Source organism: Mesobaculum littorinae (genome assembly GCF_004011175.1).
Taxonomy (GTDB): domain Bacteria; phylum Pseudomonadota; class Alphaproteobacteria; order Rhodobacterales; family Rhodobacteraceae; genus Tranquillimonas; species Tranquillimonas littorinae.
In genome coordinates this window covers 87,897-105,187 of sequence record NZ_RQXX01000002.1, presented here as the reverse complement: position 1 = coordinate 105,187, position 17,291 = coordinate 87,897, and the positions used below count along the sequence as shown (strand labels likewise).

Genomic DNA, 17,291 nt, shown 5'->3' with positions numbered 1-17,291 from the left:
GGACACGGAGTGAATGAACAGAACTGAATTCATCGTCGTCACGGCGATCGTCCTCTTCGTCGCCTTTGCCCTGGGCTGGTTCGCCTGCTGGCTGGTGCACCGCCTCACCCGCGTCAGCCAGGCCGATCTGGGCGAGATCGACAACATGGCGCAGCAGCTGCACGAGGCCGAGGAAGCGCGCGATCAGGCACTGGTCTACCTTCAGCAGCGCGAGGCCGAGATGACCGGCCAACTGTCCCAGACCGAGGCCGAGCTGCGTGCCGCCATGGACGGCCTGCGCGACGCCCGCCACGAATCCGAAGAGCTGCGCGCCTATATCGAACGGACGCACAAGGCCGGCTGACCGGCGCCCGCACGGCCCCGGCAGCAAGCGTTCGCCCTGCTGCGCCCGCCCCGGGCAATCGCGCCGGGAAACATCACCCCCCTGCGACGCCGCCACCGCGCACGCGCGACGCGCATGCGCCGCGGCACGTCATCACCGTGGCGGGGCCTTGGGCACCCTCGGCTCATCACCCACGGTAGCCCGCGCCGCACGCCGCGCCCTTCCTGCATGTCCGGTTGAACCGACACCAAGGCGTCCGGCCCTCGGCACGCTCCCTGGGGTCGGCCCGACGGTGGGCGGGGGCCGCCCCCCTGTATCCTCTTGTCTTGAAACACCGGGGCCCAGGGCGGTCCCGACCTTTCGGACCATCCTGCCGGTCGCCTTTGCGACCCCTGCCGCCGCTTCGGTGTCTGCGCCCGGGCGCTCAGTCCCAGCGCGACAAGGCGTCTTCGTCTTCGGGGGTGGCCGCGACCCATGTCTCGGTCCCGTCGCGGGCAATTTCCTTCTTCCAGAAGGGTGCGCGGGATTTCAGGTAGTCCATCAGGTACTCGGTCGCCGCGAAGGCCGCGGCGCGGTGCGGGGCGGCGGTGGCGACCATCATGATGGTCTCGCCGGGCTCCAGCCGCCCGTGCCGATGGATCACCAGGCTTGCAGCCAGATCCCAGCGTCGGGCGGCGGTGGTCTGCATCTCGGCGATGGCGGGGCCGGTCATCGCCGGATAGTGCTCGATCTCCATGGCAGCGAGGCCCGCCGGGGTGTCGCGCACGATGCCGGTGAACGACACGACGGCGCCTGCCGTCGTCAGACCCGCAGAAAAGGCGTTAAGCTCGGCGCCCGGATCGAAGGCTGCGGCATCGACGCGCAGCATCGCCTAGCCGCCCGTCATCGGCGGGAAGAACGCGACCTCGCGCACGCCCGACAACGGCGCGTCGAATCCCGCGAGACTTTGGTCAAGCGCCACCCGCACCGAGGCGGTATCGGCAAATGCCGCGGCATAGCGCGGCTCGCGCGCGGTCAGCTCGGCCACGAGGTCGGCGACCGTCTCGGCCCGGGTTTCGACCTGTTCGCGCGGCAGACCGATCCGTTCGCGAAGCCAGGCGAAATACACGACATCGATCATGGCGCGCCCCCTATTTCGGGCCCTGCAGGAAGGGCAGCGCCTTGCGGAAGTAATCCCAGCCGGTGATCAGCGTCAGCACGCCCGCGATCCACAGAAGGATGATCCCGAGAAAGGTTGCCCAGCCCGCCGGACCCTCGGACAGGCGGGCGAGGCCACTGCCTTCGGCGCCGGTCCCGTGTTCGAGGAAATCGAGCCCCGTGCCCAGAAACAGCACCGCGATGGCCACCATCTGCGCGGTCGTCTTCCACTTGGCCAGCTTGGTGACCTTCAGCGTTCCTGCCTTCGCGCCCAGGAATTCCCGCAGGCCGGACACGAAGACCTCGCGGAACAGGATGACCGTCGCGGGCAGCAGGATCCAGGGGTTCATCCCGGAAAAGCCGGTAACGACCAGCAGCGCGATCACCACCATCGCCTTGTCGGCGATGGGGTCGAGCATCGCGCCGAACTTCGATTCCTGCTTCCACGCGCGGGCAAGGTAGCCGTCGAACCAGTCGGTGACGGCGGCGCCGACAAAGAGGATCAGCGCCAGCCAGTCCGCCCAGGGCCGAAAGAAGAAGAGGAACATCACGGCGACGCCGGGCGCGGCCAGCAGGCGAAGAACCGTAAGGATATTGGGTAGGGTCCATGTCATGACGCAGATGTAGTCCGTTGCCGTCCACGGGGAAAGACACGTTGCCAGAGATTTCCGGACCTGGCGAGGGCGTCGGGGGCGGCCACCACGCCCCTCGCGGCCCTCCGATCACGCCAAGCCCCCCGAATAGCGCCGCCGGACGCGCCGCCTAGCCGCGTTCGTGGAAAAAGTCGTAGATCTTCTCGGCCAGGCCTTCGCTGATGCCATCGACGGCCTTGAGATCGGCCAATCCCGCCCGGCTGACCGCCTTGGCGCTGCCGAAATGGGTCAGCAGCGCGCGCTTGCGCGTGGCGCCGACGCCCGGGACCTCGTCCAGCGGCGTTGCACTGACGCCCTTGGCCCTTTTCGCGCGGTGGGTGCCGATGGCAAAGCGGTGCGCCTCGTCCCGCAGGCGTTGCACGAAATAGAGGACGGGATCGTTGTGGCGCAGGGCAAAGGGGCGTTTGCCCGTCCGGTGGAATTCTTCCTTCCCGGCATCGCGATCAATGCCCTTGGCGACGCCCACCATGGCGATATCCTCGACCCCCATCTCTGCCATGATCTCGTGCACGGCACTCACCTGCCCGGCGCCGCCGTCGATCAGCAGCAGGTCGGGCCACATGCCCCGCTCGCGGTCGGGGTCCTCTTTCTGCAGGCGGGCGAATCGGCGGGTCAGAACCTCTTTCATCATGCCGAAGTCGTCGCCCGGCGTCAGGTCGGTGCCGCGGATGTTGAACTTGCGATACTGGTTCTTCATCAGCCCCTCGGGGCCTGCGACGATCATGCCGCCGACGGCGTTCGTGCCCTGGATGTGGCTGTTGTCGTAGACCTCGATCCGCTGCGGCGGCGCGGCCAGGTCGAAGGCCTCGGCCAGACCTGCGAGCAACTTGGTCTGCGTCGCCGTCTCGGCCATCCGCCGGGCCAGGCTTTCGCGGGCGTTGCGCAGGGCGTTGGCCACCAGCTCCTTCTTCTCGCCCCGCTGCGGCACGAGGATCTCGACCTTGCGGCCGGCGCGTTCGGCCAGCGCCTCGGACATCAGCTCGGTCTCTTCGATGTCGTCGGACAGAAGCAGCATCCGCGGCGGCTCTTTATTGTCGTAGAACTGGCCCAGGAAGGCCTGAAGCACCTCGGCCGCGTCGGCGCCCGAGCCGGTGCGCGGATAGTAGTCGCGGTTGCCCCAGTTCTGGTTCGCGCGGATGAAGAAAACCTGCACGCAGGCCTGCCCGCCCTCCATGTGCAGCGCGATGACGTCGGCCTCGGACACGCCCTGCGGGTTCACGCCCTGGTTCGACTGCACCTGCGTCAGCGCGCGGATCCGGTCGCGCAGGGCGGCGGCGCGCTCGAACTCCATCGCCTCGGACGCCTCCTCCATCTCTTTCGCAAGCTGGGACTGCACGTTGGTCGACCGCCCCTGCAGGAAGCGTTCGGCGTCGTGCACCAGCCCGGCGTAGTCATCCTTTGAGATATGGCCGACGCAGGGCGCGCTGCACCGCTTGATCTGGTAGAGCAGGCAGGGCCGCGTGCGCGTTTCGAATGTGGAATCGGTGCAGTTGCGCAGCAGAAAGACGCGTTGCAACTGGTTCAGCGTCCGGTTCACCGCGCCCGCGCTGGCGAAGGGGCCGTAATAGGCGCCCTTCTCGCTTTTCGCGCCGCGGTGCTTCTTGATCTGCGGATAGCTGTGATCCTTGGCGACGAGGATGTTCGGGAACGACTTGTCGTCGCGCAGAAGCACGTTGTAGCGGGGCTTGAGCTGCTTGATCAGGTTCTGTTCAAGCAGCAGCGCCTCGGTCTCGGTCCGGGTGGTCAGGAACATCATCGACGCGGTGTCGGCGATCATCCGCGAGATCCGCGCCGAATGCCCCGCGGGGCGGGCATAATTCGACACGCGGTTCCTGAGATTGCGTGCCTTGCCGACGTAAAGCACCGCGCCCTTCTCATCGAGCATCCGGTAGACCCCGGGCGAGGAATCCAGCGTCTTGAGGTAGCTCTGGACGCAGGCATGCCCCCGCGGACGTTGGCTGTCCGTGTCGCTGTCTGGGGTGAAATCGGTGGTCATCGGGCGGCTCTGTGATTCCGTGGTGGGGCAGGATCATGCGCCCGGCGAGGGCAAGAGGGAATATGTCCCCCGAAACTGTGGACAAGTCTGCAGATAAGTTTGGGGCGAAGTGATTTCAGCATTGTGTTTAAGGGCTTTCGTTACTTCGCTTAAAAATTAGGCCGTTCTGCAAGGTGCTGATAACAAACGTAATTTTTTTGCGCGCCCGTAAGTGGATGGATTCCCTAAATAATACTTAACAGCTTTGTGACGCCGTTTGGCGCCCGTGCGTAACTTGACGAGGCGCCAAGTCTCAGCGGTCGATATCGGGGGTGTTCCACGCCAGATGCTGGCCGCCGTCGGTGCACAGAAGCTGCCCGGTGACGCCCCGGGCGGCCAGCAGGTAGCCCAGTGCACCGGTGATGTCCTCGGGGTTGGATCCGCGCTCGAGGATGGTGTTGGCGCGCTGCTTGGCGAAGTGCTCATCGCTCTGCTTGGCGCCCTGCAGCGTCGGGCCGGGGCCGATGCCGTTCACCCGGACCTTCGGCGCCAGCGCCTGTGCCGCGGTACGGGTAAATGCCCACAGCCCCATCTTGGCGACCGTGTAGCTGATGAAGAAGGGCGTCAGCTTGCGCACACGTTCGTCGATCATGTTGACGACCAGCGCCTGCGCCACGGGTTCGCCGCGGTCATCCCGCGCCGGCTCGGGCGCCTGTGCCGCGAAGGTCTGGGTCAGCAGCATCGGCGCGCGCAGGTTGCTTTCGATGGCACGGTCCCAGCTGTCGCGGGACATGCTGTCCATGTCGTCGTATTCGAAGATCGAGGCGTTGTTGACCAGCAGCGTCAGCCGCCCGCCCAGCGCCTCGGCCGCGCGGTCGACCAGCGTGGCGACGCTGGCCTCGTCCAGCAGGTCGGCCGCCAGCGTGGCGGCGACCCGTCCCTTGGCGCGGATCTCGTCGGCGGTGTCGCGCGCGGCGGCGTCCGAGTGGTTGTAATGCACCGCCACGTCAAAGCCGTGATCGGCGAGGTACAGCGCCATGGCCCGGCCCAGGCGTTTTCCTCCGCCGGTGACAAGCGCGCGTTTCTCCTGCATGCCCCTCAAGTCCCCCAGATGATCGTGACCGTCAGGTAGGCGACATAGGCCAGCGTCAGCGCAAGGCCCGCACGCCGCCCCAGCTGCCAGCTCCACAGGGCGAAGGGCGCCACGACCAAGGCGGCAGCCAGCATCACCCAGATGTCGAAATGCAGCGCCGCGTCTTCGACCGGGATCGGCCCGACCAGGCTCGCAACCCCGAGAATGCCCAGAAGATTGAACATGTTCGACCCGATGACGTTGCCCAGCGCGACGTCGGCCTGCCGCCGGATCGCGGCCATCACGGTCGTCGCAAGCTCGGGCAGCGAGGTCCCGATCGCCACCAGCGTCAGGCCGATCACGGTTTCACTCAGCCCCCAGGCCAGCGCGATCTCGGTCGCGCCGGTGATCAGGAGGTTCGCACCGATTGGCAGACCGACAAGGCCCAGCGCCAGGAACAGCAGGATCTTCCACCAGCGCAGCGAGGGGTCGGCGCCCTCAAGCTCCATCTCGGCCTCGGCCTGCGCCTTGGCGCTGCGGCGATGCGCCAGCGCGTTGCGCGCCTGCAGCCCCAGCATCACCGCCAGCCCGGCCAGCAGGATGATGCCCGACGGCACCGAGATCGGGCCCATGAACGCGAGAACAATGAACAGCACCGTCGCCGCGATCATCAGCCAGAAGCTTTGCCGCGTGTCGCCCTCGGTCCCCAGCCGCGCAAGCAGCGCCGGCACCCCGAGGACGAGGAAGACGTTGGCGATGTTCGACCCCACCACGTTGCCCAGTGCGAGCCCCGGCGCCCCGTCGAGCACCGCGCCGACCGAGATCAGCAGTTCGGGCGCCGATGTGCCGAAGGCGACGATGGTCAGGCTGACGATCAGGGCGGGCACGCCCAGACGCAGCGCGGTGTTGACCGCCCCGCGGACCAGTAGATCCCCGGCAACGAGAAGCAGGGCAAGCCCGACGACGACGCTCAGATACGCAGGCAAATGGTCAACCTTTCCGCCCGCAGGGGCATGGTCCCTTGCCGATGCGATAGCGCCCGCATTTCGGGCACCGCATCGAGGCAAGTTGTTTCTGTCCCGGAAAGCGCAGCTTTCCGAACATCGCCATCACAGCCATGGCGAGAAGAAAGAGGAGGACGATCTTGACGATCATCAGAGCCCGAAGCGGGCTTGGGCCGCGCGATCCTCGACCTCGGTTAGGGTGTCCTGCACCAGCGCCGAGGTGAAGCGCGACAGGAACGGCCGGCGCTGCTTGTAGGACGTCAGTCGGACATCGTCGCCGAAGCGGTCCTTCATCATCGGCACGACATGGCCGATGCCATCGGCCAGCCCAAGCTCGACCGCCCGGGCCCCGACCCAGAACTCGCCCGTGAACAGATCCGCGCCCTCGGCCAGCTTGGCGCCGCGGCGGGCGCGGACCTGCGCGATGAAGCTGTCGTGGATCTGCTCTTGCAGCTGCGTCAGGCGGGCGACATCCTCGGGCTTTTCGGGCTGGAAAGGGTCCAGCATCGTCTTCGACCGGCCCGCGGTATGCACGCGCCGTTCGATGCCGTGGCGGTTGATGAACTTGTTCAGGCCAAAGCCTGCCGACACCACGCCGATCGACCCAAGGATCGAGCTTTCGTCGGCGTAGATCTCGTCGGCCGCCGTCGCCAGCCAGTACCCGCCCGAGGCGGCCACGTCCTCGACGAAGGCATAGACCGGCACGCCCTTTTCCTCGGCCAGCCGGCGGATGCGTGCTGCAATCAGCGAGGATTGCACCGGGCTGCCGCCGGGCGAGTTGATGACCAGCGCAACCGCCACCGGCTTGCCACGGCGAAACGCCTTTTCGATCATCGGCGCCAGCGTGGCGTCGTTCAGACGCCCCGCCCCGGAGGTGGCGATCATGCCCTGCAGCCGCAGGACGGCCACCCGTGGCGGCCGGTTCAGGAAAGGAAGAAATCGCTTCATGCCAAGCGATGTAGACCGCCCTCTGCCCCGTCACAAGAAGCGGGGGCGGCGAAAGATCAATCGCGCAGTCGCCAGCCGGTCCGGAAGATCGCCCAGATCACGACGAGGCACAGCGCCGTGAACCCCGTGATCGCGGCAAGGCTCAGCCCCAGCGACACGTCGGCCACGCCGAAGAACGCCCAGCGGAAGCCCGAGACGAGGTAGACCACCGGGTTGAACATGGTGATCGTCTGCCACACCGGCGGCAGCATCGAGATCGAGTAGAACGATCCCCCAAGGAACACGAGCGGGGTGATCACCAGCAGCGGCACCAGCTGCAGCTGTTCGAAGTTCTTGGCCCAGATCCCGATGATGAAGCCGAAGAGCGAAAAGCTGATGCAGGTCAGCACGAGGAACATTACCATCCAGACCGGGTGCTGGATCGTGAGGTCGACGAACAGAAACGCGGTCGCCAGGATGATCGTGCCGATCATCAGCGATTTCGTCGCCGCCGCCAGCACGTAGCCCGCCGTCACTTCGAGAAAGCTCGCCGGCGCCGACAAAAGCTCGTAGATCGTGCCGGTGAACTTGGGAAAGTAGATCCCGAAGGACGCATTGCTGACGGACTGCATCAGCACGCTCAGCATGATCAGCCCCGGCACGATGAAGGCGCCGTAGCTGACCCCCTCGACCTGGTCGATGCGGCTGCCGATGGCGGCGCCGAAAACCACGAAGTAAAGCGAGGTCGAGATCACCGGAGAGATGATCGATTGCAGGATGGTGCGGAAGGTGCGCGCCATCTCGAAGAGATAGATCGACCGGACGGCCTGAAGGTTCATGCCGCGTCCTCCTTCACCATGTCGACGAAGATATCCTCGAGGCTGCTTTGCGTGGTATGCACGTCGCGGACCGCCAGCCCCGCCGATTGCAGGTCGTTCATCAGCCGACCGATCCCCGTCCGCTCGGCCTGGGTGTCGTAGGTGTAGACCAGCCGCCTGCCCTCGTCGCCCAGCGCGAGGTCGTAGGCGGCGAGGCCCTGCGGAATCTCCGTCACCCGCTCCTGCAGCTCGATCTCCATGCGCTTGGCGCCCAGCCGCTGCATCAGCGCGGTCTTGTCCTCGACCAGCAGGATCTGCCCGTGCGCGATGACGCCGATGCGGTCGGCCATCGCCTCGGCCTCTTCGATATAGTGGGTGGTCAGGATGATGGTGACGCCACGCGATTTCAGCTCTCGCACCGTTTCCCACATCTCCTTGCGCAACTCGACGTCGACACCGGCGGTGGGTTCGTCCAGGAACAGCACCCGCGGTTCGTGGCTGAGCGCCTTGGCGATCAGCACCCGGCGTTTCATCCCGCCCGACAGCTCGATCACCTTGGCGTCGCGCTTGTCCCACAGCGACAGCTGCCGCAGCACGCGTTCGATATGGGCGTCGTCGCGCCGCTTGCCGAACAGCCCGCGGGAAAAGGCGACGGTGGCATGAACCTTCTCGAACGGCTCCAGCCAGATTTCCTGCGGCACCAGCCCGATCAGGTCGCGCGCCTTGCGATAGTCGCGCACGGTGTCGTGCCCGCCGACCGTGATCCGGCCGGAACTGGGCATGGTCATGCCGCAGATGGTCGAGATCAGCGTCGTCTTGCCGGCGCCGTTCGGGCCCAGCAGCGCGAGGATCTCGCCCTCTTCGATGTCGAGCGACACGGACTTCAGCGCTGACACGCCGCCCGTATAGGTTTTGGTAAGATCCTTGACGGATACGATGGGGGCCATGATGCGCGTCCTTTCGCTTGCCAGCTATGCCCATCCCCCCCGGCGGCGCAATGTGCTTTGGCGCAGGGGGGCCGCGCTCTGATCCGGGCAGGCCTGGTCTTGCCGGGCGGGCCCCCACGCGCCGGCGGGCGCGCGAGATGGGCGCGACATGGGCCGATGCGGGCCGAAAACGACCGCCCAGGCGCCCCGCCGTCCGGCGAAAAGCGGCAGGCCTGCGCCGAAACCGTCCGAAAACCGGCCATCCCGCACCACATTTCCGCCCGCAGCGGACGTTAATCCCTTCACCAGGGTCGCCCCATGAGGGGGAGGCCGGGGTATTCCTGCGCAACCAAGGTGGGACGCATGACGAGTTATGTCTTCGCAGGCTACCGGCCCGACTCCTATGTCGCGGTCTCGGGCACGCAGATGCGGCTGGACCCGGAATTCGACGCCGACCGGGATGCCCTGACATTCGAGATCTCCGACGACGACAGCCACCTGGGCGGCGACCGCTATCACGACGAGTCGGGCGACGACGGGAACCAGTACGCCGTCGTCCGCGACGCGGCGGGGAACGTGGTAGGCCAAGGGCGGGTCTACGTGGATGAGGCGTGGACCTTCGCCGATGAACACGGCGACATGGTATCGGTCTACTCGGTCGAGATCGGCGGCCATTCCATGGGGTACATCGCCGACGGCCCTGTCCAGCCCGGCAACACCTACGACATCGTCTCGACCCACAACCCCGGCACGGGCCCCGCCTACACCGAAATCGACTCTGCCGACTACGACCCCGATGCGGCCAACAAGATCACCGGCACGGAGCGTGGCGATTCGCTTCAGGGCGGCGCGGACGACGACACCATTGCCGGAAACGGCGGTGCCGACACCCTGTCCGGCGGATCGGGTGACGATTTCCTCTCGGGCGGGGCGGGGGGCGACCGGCTTTCGGGTGGCTCGGGCGACGACACCCTGCGGGGCGGCGTGGGCGCGGATACGCTTTCCGGCGGAACCGGGCTCGACATCGCGGATTACAGCGATTCCGACGCTGCCGTGACGGTAGAGCTCAACGGCGGCACGGGCCGGGGCGGCACGGCAGAGGGCGACACCTATACCGGCATCGATGGCGTGATCGGGTCGGATTTCGACGATTCGATCAGCGGCTTCGACAAGGAAGGCTGGGGAAGCGACCGCTACACCAACGTGTTCCACGGCGGGGCCGGCGACGACACGCTGTCGGGCATGGGCGGCGGCGACAGCCTTTACGGCGACGAGGGCAACGATGTCCTGTCTGGCGGCACGGGGGACGATTTCGTCTCGGGCGGGGCGGATGCCGACACCATCGTGGTCGACTCCGGGTTCGGCACCGACACGGTCGAGGGTGGCGAAGCCGGGGACGACCACGACACGCTGGATTTCAGCGACGTCGGCACGCCTGTTTCCGTCACCTTCACGGGTGACGAGGCCGGGTCCGCAAGCGACGGCGCCGACACCTTGAGCTTTTCCGAGATCGAGCGGCTGCGCCTGACCGCCGCCAATGACAGCGTCGATGCCTCCGGCCAGTCCACGGGGACCGAGATCGACGCCGGGGCGGGCGACGACACCCTGACCGGCGGGTCGGGCGCCGACACGCTGCGCGGCGACGGTGGCGCGGACCGGCTGACCGGTGGTGGCGGCGACGATCACCTGTCGCTCGGCGCCGATGACAACGCCGTCGACGAGGTCGTTCTGGGCAACGGCAGCGGATCGGACACCATCGCCGGGTTCGAGGCGCCGGTGCCCGACGGCAATGGCGGCTGGATCGGCGCGGACCAGTTCGACGTGACCGGCATGCTGACCGCGCGCGGCGCGCCGGTGCGCAGCTGGGACGTGCAGGTCGGCGACGACGGGCTGGGCAACGCGGTCTTGACCTTCCCCACGGGCGAGCGGGTGACGATGTCGGGCGTCGCGCCCTCGTCGATGGAAACCGGGGCGCAACGGCGCGCCGCGGGCATCCCCTGCTATACCGAGGGCACCGCGATCCTGACGCCCTCGGGCTATCGCCCGATCGAGGAGCTGACGCCGGGCGACCTGGTGATGACCAAGGACAACGGCCCCCAGCCCGTGGCCTGGATCGGCCGCCGGGTGCTCGGCCATCGCGACTTGCGCGCCCAACCCGAGCTGAAGCCCATCGTGATCCGCAAGGGCCTGTTGAACACCGAGCGGGACCTGGTGGTCTCGCCCCAGCACGGGATGCTGGTGAAGCTGCCCGGCGACGGCAGCGAACGGCTGATCCGGGCCAAGCACCTCGTTGATTTTCCCGGCGGTCATGTCACGCCGATGCGCGGGCGGCGGCAGGTGACCTACGTGCACCTGATGTTCGACCGCCACCAGATCATCTTTGCCGAAGGCACGCCGTCGGAAAGCTTCTTTCCCGGGCCCATCGGGCTGGCCGCGCTGGACGACCCGACGCTGCGCGAGCTTCTTCAGATCTTCCCCGGCCTTCTGACCGACGCGCGCGACCGCTACGGCTACGGCGCCCCCGCCCGCGACTACCTGCGCCGCCGCGACCTGCGCGAACACCAGGCCAACCACGGCCCGATGACGCTGCTGCACTGACGCGCCCTTCGCAGGCGTCGCGCTCCGGCGGTGCTTCTCCCCCCATCGCCGCAACGGTGTCGGCTCCAGCCTTTCTGCACCTTACATGACACGGCTGCCGGGCGGCCCACCCTACGGACGCCCTGCACTCTTCGGAACTCTGGCAAAGTCGCCTGGCTGCTGACCGCGTCCTGCCAGGGTCTTCACCCCTGCCCCGACCCGCGGTTCGCCATATTCACACGCCCCCTGTTCAAACGCCCGCGCGCGGCGGCTGACGGACGTTGCGGCAGGCATAGGCAATGTCATCCCGGCGTCGCGAAGCTGTCAACAATCTGTTATGTGGCAGGCCTAGGGAAGCCGCGATCAAACCTTGGGGGACGTAATGTTCAAAACCACCACACTCGCGCTCGGTTCCATGCTGACCGCCACAACCGCCATGGCGGCCACCGACATCAGCTGGTGGCACGGCATGGGCGGCCGCAACGGCGAGGTCATCAACGAGATCTCGCAGCAGTTCAACGATGCGCAGGACCAGTGCAACCTGACGCCGATCTCGCGCGGCACCTACGAAGAGGCGCTGTCCTCCGGCATCGCCGCCTTCCGCTCGGGCGAGCAGCCCAACATCCTGCAGGTCTTCGACGCCGGCGCGGCGACGATCATCTCGGCCGACGGCGCGACCATCGCGGCAGAGGATCTGATCCTCGACGCGGGCGAAGAGTTCGACCGCGAGAACTTCATTCCCGGCGTGCGCGGCTTCTACGCCGATTCCGATGGCAAGTTCATCGGGATGCCGTTCAACTCGTCCGCGCCGATCATGTACTACAACACCAAGGCCTTCGAGGAGGCCGGTGTCGAGCCTCCGAAAACCTGGGAAGAGTTCGAAGAGATCGCGCCCGCGCTGAAAGAGGCCGGCTACCTGCCGATGACCGCCTCGCAGCTGACCTGGATGATGGTCGAGAACTTCAAGTCGCGGAACAACCAGCAGTTCGCGACCAACAACAACGGCTACGACGCCATCGAAGGCACCGAGATCATCGTCACCGACGAAAACCAGGTGATGATGTTCGAAAAGCTCAAGGAATGGGCCGACGCGGACCTCTTCGGCTTCTACGGCGCCGGCTGGGCAGACAACCTGCGCCCCTTCGAGGAAGGCGAAAGCGCCATGTGGATCGGCTCCTCGGGGTCGTTTGGCGGGTTGCAGCAGTCGATGTCGGATGACTTCTCGGCCGTGTTCATGCCCTACTGGGACAGCATCGAGGGCGCAGGCACGCAAAGCTTCATCGGCGGTGCCGCGCTCTTCGCGATGGCCGGCCACCCCGAGGAAGAGAACACCTGCACCGCGCAGTTCTTCACCTTCCTCACCTCGCCCGAGGTGCAGGTCTACTACCACAAGAACACGGGCTACGTGCCGGTCACCGAAGCCGCCTACCAGATGGCCAAGGACGAAGGCTACTACGACGAGCAGCCCGTCGCCGAAGTCGGCATCCAGCAGCTGCAGCTTGAAGGCGGCGAATGGACCTCGGGGTATCGCCTGGGCTTCTACCCGCAGATCCGCACCGTGATGGAGCGCGAGTTCAACCGCATCTTCTCGGACGAGGTCGAGGTCGGCGAGGCCTTCGAGATCATCGAGACCGAGGGCAACAAGCTGCTGGAACGGTTCGGCCGCACCGCCTCGAACTGAACCAGACCCCATAACGGGACGGAGCGGCCGCCGCTCCGTCCCTTTCTTCGTTCCGGATTTCGGGAAATGCCCTTGTGAGCCTCATTCATCCGCCTGCCTCCGCGCCGCGCCGCCCCTTCGCGCGACTGATGCGCGGCCTGGTCAAGGCCGGCGCCGCGACGCCCCAGAAACGGGTCCAGTTCGACCGCCCCCTGACGCCGTGGCTGTTCCTGGCCCCGCAGCTGGCGGTCGTCGTGATCTTCTTCTACTGGCCGTCGGTGCAGGCGGTGGTGTCGTCGTTCTACATCGAAGACCCGTTCGGCTTCGGCTCGACCTTCGTGGGGATGGAGAACTATACCAACGCCCTGACCGACACCCGCTACCAGGCCACGGCGGCCTTTACCGCGTTTTTCTGCGTGGTCGTCACGGCGCTGTCGCTGGGCATCGGGCTGCTGCTGGCAGTGAAGGCCGACAAGGTGATCCGCGGAGCGGGGCCCTACAAGACGGTGCTGATCTCGGTCTACGCCATCGCGCCCCCCGTCGCGGGGCTGATCGGCATGATGATCTTCGACCAGCATATCGGGCCAATGACCGCCCTCTTCGGCTTTTTCGGCCGCGACCTGCAGGTCGGCGTGAACTACTGGGACACCACGATCGCGGTCACCACGATCTCGGTCTGGAAACAGATCCCCTACAACTTCATCTTCTTTCTGTCGGGGCTGCAGACCGTGCCCGTATCGGTGCGCGAGGCGGCCCTGATCGATGCGCGGTCGGGCTGGCGGCGGTTCCGCGACATCGTGCTGCCGCTGCTGGCGCCGACCGCGTTCTTCCTGCTGATCATCAACATCACCTACGCGATGTTCGACACCTTCGCGATCTTCGACGTGGTGGTGAAGGACAAGCCCGCCAACAATCCGATGACGCTGGTCTACAAGGTCTACCTCGACGGGTTCAAAGGCAACGACATCGGCGGATCCTCGGCGCAGTCGGTGATCCTGATGCTGGTCGTCGCGGCGCTGACCGTGGTGCAGTTCCGCTTTCTCGAACGCCGCGTCCACTACGGGTGATCCAATGCAACGCGTGAAACCCCTCGACCACCTTGTCCTCATCCTCGGCGCGCTCTTCATGGGGCTGCCGGTGATCGTGGCGCTCATGTCCTCGACCCATTCGGCGGTCGAGATCCATTCGAACGGTCTCTACCTGACGCCGGGCGGCGACGGCGGGCAGACCTACGAAAAGGTGCTGACCGCCCGCGGCGGCTTTACCGGCGACGTCACCGGCCTTTTGATGCTGGGCAACTCGCTGATCATGGGCCTCGGCTTTGCCGTGGGCAAGATCGTGCTGTCGATGACCGCGGCCTATGCGCTGGTCTATTTTCGCTTCCGCTTTGCCACGATCCTGTTCTGGGCGATCTTCACGACGCTTCTGCTGCCGCTCGAAGTGCGGATCATGCCGTCCTACCAGGTGATGGCGACGCTTGGCCTGCTGAACTCCTACACCGGGCTCATCGTGCCGCTTCTGGCCTCGGCCACCGGCACCTTCTTTTTCCGCCAGTTCTTCAAGTCCGTCCCGGACGAGCTGCTGGAGGCCGCGCGGATCGACGGCGCGGGGCCCTGGAAGTTCTTCATCGACGTGCTGGTGCCGCTGTCGAAGACGATGATGGCGGCGATCTTCATCATCATGTTCATCTATGGCTGGAACCAGTACCTCTGGCCGCTGATCATGACGACGGACGAGTCGTTCTACACCCTGATGCGCGGGATCAAGTCGATCCTGCAGGTCTGGGTCGGCAGCCAGATCCCCGATTACAACGAAGCCTTTGCCTTGGCCGTGCTGGCCATGATCCCCCCCGTCATCGTGGTGGTGGTGTTCCAGCGCATGTTCATCAAGGGCCTGACGGAAAGCGACAAGTAATGGCAACGGTTACCCTTTCGGCGGTCGGCAAGACCTATGCAGGCGGCGTCGACGCGGTGCGCGACGTGAATGTCGACATCAAGGACGGCGAATTCGTGGTGCTGGTGGGCCCCTCGGGCTGCGGCAAGTCCACGCTTCTGCGCATGGTCGCGGGGCTTGAGACGGTGACGCATGGCGAGATCCGCATCGGCGACCGGGTGGTCAACACGCTCGACCCCGCCGACCGCGACATCGCCATGGTGTTCCAGAACTACGCGCTCTACCCGCACATGAGCGTGCGCGACAACATGGCCTACGGTCTCAAGAACCGCCGCACGCCCAAGGACGAAATCACCCGGCGCGTGGACGAGGCGGCCCGGATGCTGGAACTTGCCCCCTATCTCGATCGCAAGCCGCGCGCGCTGTCGGGCGGCCAGCGCCAGCGTGTCGCGATGGGGCGCGCCATCGTGCGGCAGCCCTCGGCGTTTCTGTTCGACGAGCCGCTGTCGAACCTCGATGCCAAGCTGCGCGTCAGCATGCGCGGCGAGATCCGGCGCCTGCAGAAGCGGCTGGGCACCACGTCGCTTTACGTCACCCACGACCAGCTCGAGGCGATGACACTGGCCGACCGGCTGATCGTGCTGCGCGACGGCGCGGTCGAACAGATCGGTGCCCCACTCGACGTCTATCGCCGCCCGGCCTCGTCCTTCGTCGCGGCCTTCATCGGGTCGCCCGCGATGAGCCTTCTGGACGCACGGGTGGCCGATGGCCGGGTCTGGGTGGGCGAGCATGCCGTGGCCCCCGCCACCGTGCCCGCAGGCGAGGTGACGCTTGGCCTGCGCGCCGAGGATCTGCGCATCGCCGCCGATGGCGCCCTGCCGATGCGGGTCGACTACGTCGAGGAGCTGGGCGCGCAGCGCATCATCCACGGATTCGTCGAAGGCCAGCAGATCGCCGTGACCGAAACCGGGGCGGACTCACTGCCCTCCGATCTGCGGCTGGCGGTCGATCCGGGCGCCCTGCATCTTTTCGACGTCGCAACCGGCCGCCGCATGGACGAGGCCGCGGCCCAGCCTGCCCGTGAACTGGCATGATCCGCGACACCGTTCCGGCCCTGCCCGCCCCCACCGCCGCGGATCGCAACATCGCGGGGCTGGCGCGCGACGTGGCCAGCCATGACGCCCACGCGGCGGGCATCGGGGCGCTGAACGCGGTCGAGGTCGCGCAGGGCGCCGCCACCGCGCCCCTGCCGCTGCCCCTGACCGTGGGGGCATGGAACCTCGAACGCTGTCTCTTTCCCGAAGCCTCGGCCAGTCACGCCGCCGATTGCGACGTGCTGCTGCTGTCCGAGATGGATTGCGGCATGGCCCGCACCGCGCAAGAGCACACGACCGCCACCGTCGCGGGCAAGCTCGGCATGGGCTACGCATACGCGGTCGAGTTCGTGGAGCTCGGCCTCGGCTCGCCGGTCGAGGCGTCCTTTGCCACCGACCCCGAAAACGCCATCGGGCTGCATGGCAACGCGGTGCTGGCCCGCACCGCCCTGGCGCAGACCTTCGCCCTACGTCTTCACGGGCACCGGCAGTGGTTTTCCGACGCCGAACAGCCGCGGCTGGGCGAACGGGTCGCCGTCGGCGCCCGGATCGACACCGCGGCGGGGCCGCTGCTGATCGTCTCGACCCACCTGGAAAGCGCAAGCCCGGCTGCCCATCGCGAGGCGCAGGTCGCAGGCCTGATCGCGGCGCTCGACACGGCCTTCCCCGGATTGCCGGTGCTGATCGGCGGAGACCTCAACACCGGCAACCACGCGGGCGGCGACTGGCGGGCCGAGGGGCTGTTCGCCGTGGCCGAGGCCGCGGGGTTTGCCCGTCACGGCGGTGACGAAGATCAGCCCACCACGCGCCCCAGCCTCATCACCCGCTTTCCCCAGCGGGCGATGAAGCTGGACTGGTTCCTCGCCCGTGGGGTCGACCTCGGCCCGGTCGAGATCCGCCCCGCGCTGGGGCCCGACGGCACGCCGCTGTCCGACCACGACATGATCGTGGCCCAGATCCGCGGCCTGTCCGGGGCCTGACGCCACGCTGAACCAGCCTCCCCCCTGCACCGGGAGAGGAGGGGCGATCCGTTGTGCATCCGCCCCTTGCGTTTTACGGGCCCCACCCCCTCCCCGTCCCGGGGGGACGAGCCCGGGCACGGCGGCCCCGATACCAACCCCGGCTGCCCGGCCGAGTGACCGTCGCGCACGACACTCTCCCGTTTCGCCCAGTGCCCCCCTTCCCCACGCCGCCGCGACGCAGACGGCCGCCACCTGCTGTTCGGGTGGCCGC

At 66.9% G+C, this 17,291-nt stretch carries 16 protein-coding genes; 7 read left to right on the top strand and 9 right to left on the bottom strand.

What is annotated here, in order from left to right; genetic code table 11:
• Positions 1 to 13: 13 nt before the first annotated feature.
• Positions 14 to 343 carry a hypothetical protein gene (locus tag EKE94_RS05300; RefSeq protein WP_127905575.1) on the top strand — a complete coding sequence of 110 codons (330 nt, stop codon included), beginning with the start codon at positions 14 to 16 and terminating at the stop codon, positions 341 to 343.
• A 403-nt stretch (positions 344 to 746) separates the two neighbouring features.
• On the opposite strand, the gene EKE94_RS05295 is transcribed toward EKE94_RS05300, so the two are convergent.
• The 9 genes from EKE94_RS05295 to EKE94_RS05255 all read right to left on the bottom strand — a co-directional run bounded on the left by EKE94_RS05295 (position 747) and on the right by EKE94_RS05255 (position 8,855).
• Positions 747 to 1,190, bottom strand: coding sequence for a molybdenum cofactor biosynthesis protein MoaE (locus tag EKE94_RS05295; RefSeq protein WP_127905574.1), 444 nt, complete (start codon positions 1,188 to 1,190; stop codon positions 747 to 749).
• A gap of 3 nt (positions 1,191 to 1,193) precedes the next feature.
• Positions 1,194 to 1,439 (bottom strand): molybdopterin converting factor subunit 1, encoded by a 246-nt coding sequence (gene moaD / locus EKE94_RS05290; protein WP_127906286.1) that lies wholly within the window; start codon positions 1,437 to 1,439, stop codon positions 1,194 to 1,196.
• A gap of 13 nt (positions 1,440 to 1,452) precedes the next feature.
• Positions 1,453 to 2,073: a CDP-diacylglycerol--glycerol-3-phosphate 3-phosphatidyltransferase gene (gene pgsA, locus EKE94_RS05285; RefSeq protein WP_127905573.1), complete on the bottom strand. Its 621-nt coding sequence runs from the start codon at positions 2,071 to 2,073 to the stop codon at positions 1,453 to 1,455.
• Positions 2,074 to 2,221: 148 nt separating this feature from the next.
• Positions 2,222 to 4,108 carry an excinuclease ABC subunit UvrC gene (gene uvrC, locus EKE94_RS05280; protein ID WP_127905572.1) on the bottom strand — a complete coding sequence of 629 codons (1,887 nt, stop codon included), beginning with the start codon at positions 4,106 to 4,108 and terminating at the stop codon, positions 2,222 to 2,224.
• 292 nt (positions 4,109 to 4,400) lie between these two features.
• On the bottom strand, positions 4,401 to 5,180 hold the full coding sequence (locus EKE94_RS05275) for an SDR family oxidoreductase (RefSeq protein WP_127905571.1): 780 nt from the start codon (positions 5,178 to 5,180) through the stop codon (positions 4,401 to 4,403).
• A gap of 5 nt (positions 5,181 to 5,185) precedes the next feature.
• Positions 5,186 to 6,145: a calcium/sodium antiporter gene (locus EKE94_RS05270; protein WP_127905570.1), complete on the bottom strand. Its 960-nt coding sequence runs from the start codon at positions 6,143 to 6,145 to the stop codon at positions 5,186 to 5,188.
• A 168-nt stretch (positions 6,146 to 6,313) separates the two neighbouring features.
• On the bottom strand, positions 6,314 to 7,111 hold the full coding sequence (locus EKE94_RS05265) for a S49 family peptidase (protein ID WP_127905569.1): 798 nt from the start codon (positions 7,109 to 7,111) through the stop codon (positions 6,314 to 6,316).
• Positions 7,112 to 7,167: 56 nt separating this feature from the next.
• A complete protein-coding gene (locus EKE94_RS05260; RefSeq protein WP_127905568.1) occupies positions 7,168 to 7,929 on the bottom strand; it encodes an ABC transporter permease in 762 nt (253 codons plus the stop codon).
• Positions 7,926 to 8,855, bottom strand: coding sequence for an ABC transporter ATP-binding protein (locus EKE94_RS05255; RefSeq protein WP_127905567.1), 930 nt, complete (start codon positions 8,853 to 8,855; stop codon positions 7,926 to 7,928). The genes EKE94_RS05260 and EKE94_RS05255 overlap by 4 nt, the downstream gene beginning before the upstream one ends.
• A gap of 342 nt (positions 8,856 to 9,197) precedes the next feature.
• On the opposite strand from EKE94_RS05255, the gene EKE94_RS05250 reads away from it, so the two are divergent.
• The 6 genes from EKE94_RS05250 (at position 9,198) to EKE94_RS05225 (ending at position 17,038) form a co-directional block, all read left to right on the top strand.
• Positions 9,198 to 11,432 carry a Hint domain-containing protein gene (locus EKE94_RS05250; RefSeq protein ID WP_164870835.1) on the top strand — a complete coding sequence of 745 codons (2,235 nt, stop codon included), beginning with the start codon at positions 9,198 to 9,200 and terminating at the stop codon, positions 11,430 to 11,432.
• A 361-nt stretch (positions 11,433 to 11,793) separates the two neighbouring features.
• Positions 11,794 to 13,092 (top strand): extracellular solute-binding protein, encoded by a 1,299-nt coding sequence (locus EKE94_RS05245; RefSeq protein ID WP_127905565.1) that lies wholly within the window; start codon positions 11,794 to 11,796, stop codon positions 13,090 to 13,092.
• 128 nt (positions 13,093 to 13,220) lie between these two features.
• Entirely contained in the window at positions 13,221 to 14,138 is a 918-nt protein-coding gene (locus EKE94_RS05240) for an ABC transporter permease subunit (RefSeq protein ID WP_127906285.1), read from the top strand.
• A gap of 4 nt (positions 14,139 to 14,142) precedes the next feature.
• Entirely contained in the window at positions 14,143 to 14,985 is an 843-nt protein-coding gene (locus EKE94_RS05235) for an ABC transporter permease subunit (RefSeq protein ID WP_127905564.1), read from the top strand.
• On the top strand, positions 14,985 to 16,058 hold the full coding sequence (ugpC, locus tag EKE94_RS05230) for a sn-glycerol-3-phosphate ABC transporter ATP-binding protein UgpC (RefSeq protein ID WP_127905563.1): 1,074 nt from the start codon (positions 14,985 to 14,987) through the stop codon (positions 16,056 to 16,058). The genes EKE94_RS05235 and ugpC overlap by 1 nt, the downstream gene beginning before the upstream one ends.
• Positions 16,055 to 17,038 (top strand): endonuclease/exonuclease/phosphatase family protein, encoded by a 984-nt coding sequence (locus tag EKE94_RS05225; protein ID WP_127905562.1) that lies wholly within the window; start codon positions 16,055 to 16,057, stop codon positions 17,036 to 17,038. Before ugpC ends, EKE94_RS05225 begins: the two co-directional genes overlap by 4 nt.
• Positions 17,039 to 17,291 lie beyond the last annotated feature (253 nt).

Bases quoted from the DNA above. Each gene is read 5' to 3' on its own strand.
- EKE94_RS05300 (WP_127905575.1), top strand. From the start codon at position 14: ATGAACAGAACTGAATTCATCGTCGTCACGGCGATCGTCCTCTTCGTC.
- EKE94_RS05295 (WP_127905574.1), bottom strand. From the start codon at position 1,190: ATGCTGCGCGTCGATGCCGCAGCCTTCGATCCGGGCGCCGAGCTTAAC.
- pgsA (WP_127905573.1), bottom strand. From the start codon at position 2,073: ATGACATGGACCCTACCCAATATCCTTACGGTTCTTCGCCTGCTGGCC.
- uvrC (WP_127905572.1), bottom strand. From the start codon at position 4,108: ATGACCACCGATTTCACCCCAGACAGCGACACGGACAGCCAACGTCCG.
- EKE94_RS05275 (WP_127905571.1), bottom strand. From the start codon at position 5,180: ATGCAGGAGAAACGCGCGCTTGTCACCGGCGGAGGAAAACGCCTGGGC.
- EKE94_RS05265 (WP_127905569.1), bottom strand. From the start codon at position 7,111: ATGAAGCGATTTCTTCCTTTCCTGAACCGGCCGCCACGGGTGGCCGTC.
- EKE94_RS05260 (WP_127905568.1), bottom strand. From the start codon at position 7,929: ATGAACCTTCAGGCCGTCCGGTCGATCTATCTCTTCGAGATGGCGCGC.
- EKE94_RS05255 (WP_127905567.1), bottom strand. From the start codon at position 8,855: ATGGCCCCCATCGTATCCGTCAAGGATCTTACCAAAACCTATACGGGC.
- EKE94_RS05250 (WP_164870835.1), top strand. From the start codon at position 9,198: ATGACGAGTTATGTCTTCGCAGGCTACCGGCCCGACTCCTATGTCGCG.
- EKE94_RS05245 (WP_127905565.1), top strand. From the start codon at position 11,794: ATGTTCAAAACCACCACACTCGCGCTCGGTTCCATGCTGACCGCCACA.
- EKE94_RS05240 (WP_127906285.1), top strand. From the start codon at position 13,221: ATGCGCGGCCTGGTCAAGGCCGGCGCCGCGACGCCCCAGAAACGGGTC.
- EKE94_RS05235 (WP_127905564.1), top strand. From the start codon at position 14,143: ATGCAACGCGTGAAACCCCTCGACCACCTTGTCCTCATCCTCGGCGCG.
- ugpC (WP_127905563.1), top strand. From the start codon at position 14,985: ATGGCAACGGTTACCCTTTCGGCGGTCGGCAAGACCTATGCAGGCGGC.
- EKE94_RS05225 (WP_127905562.1), top strand. From the start codon at position 16,055: ATGATCCGCGACACCGTTCCGGCCCTGCCCGCCCCCACCGCCGCGGAT.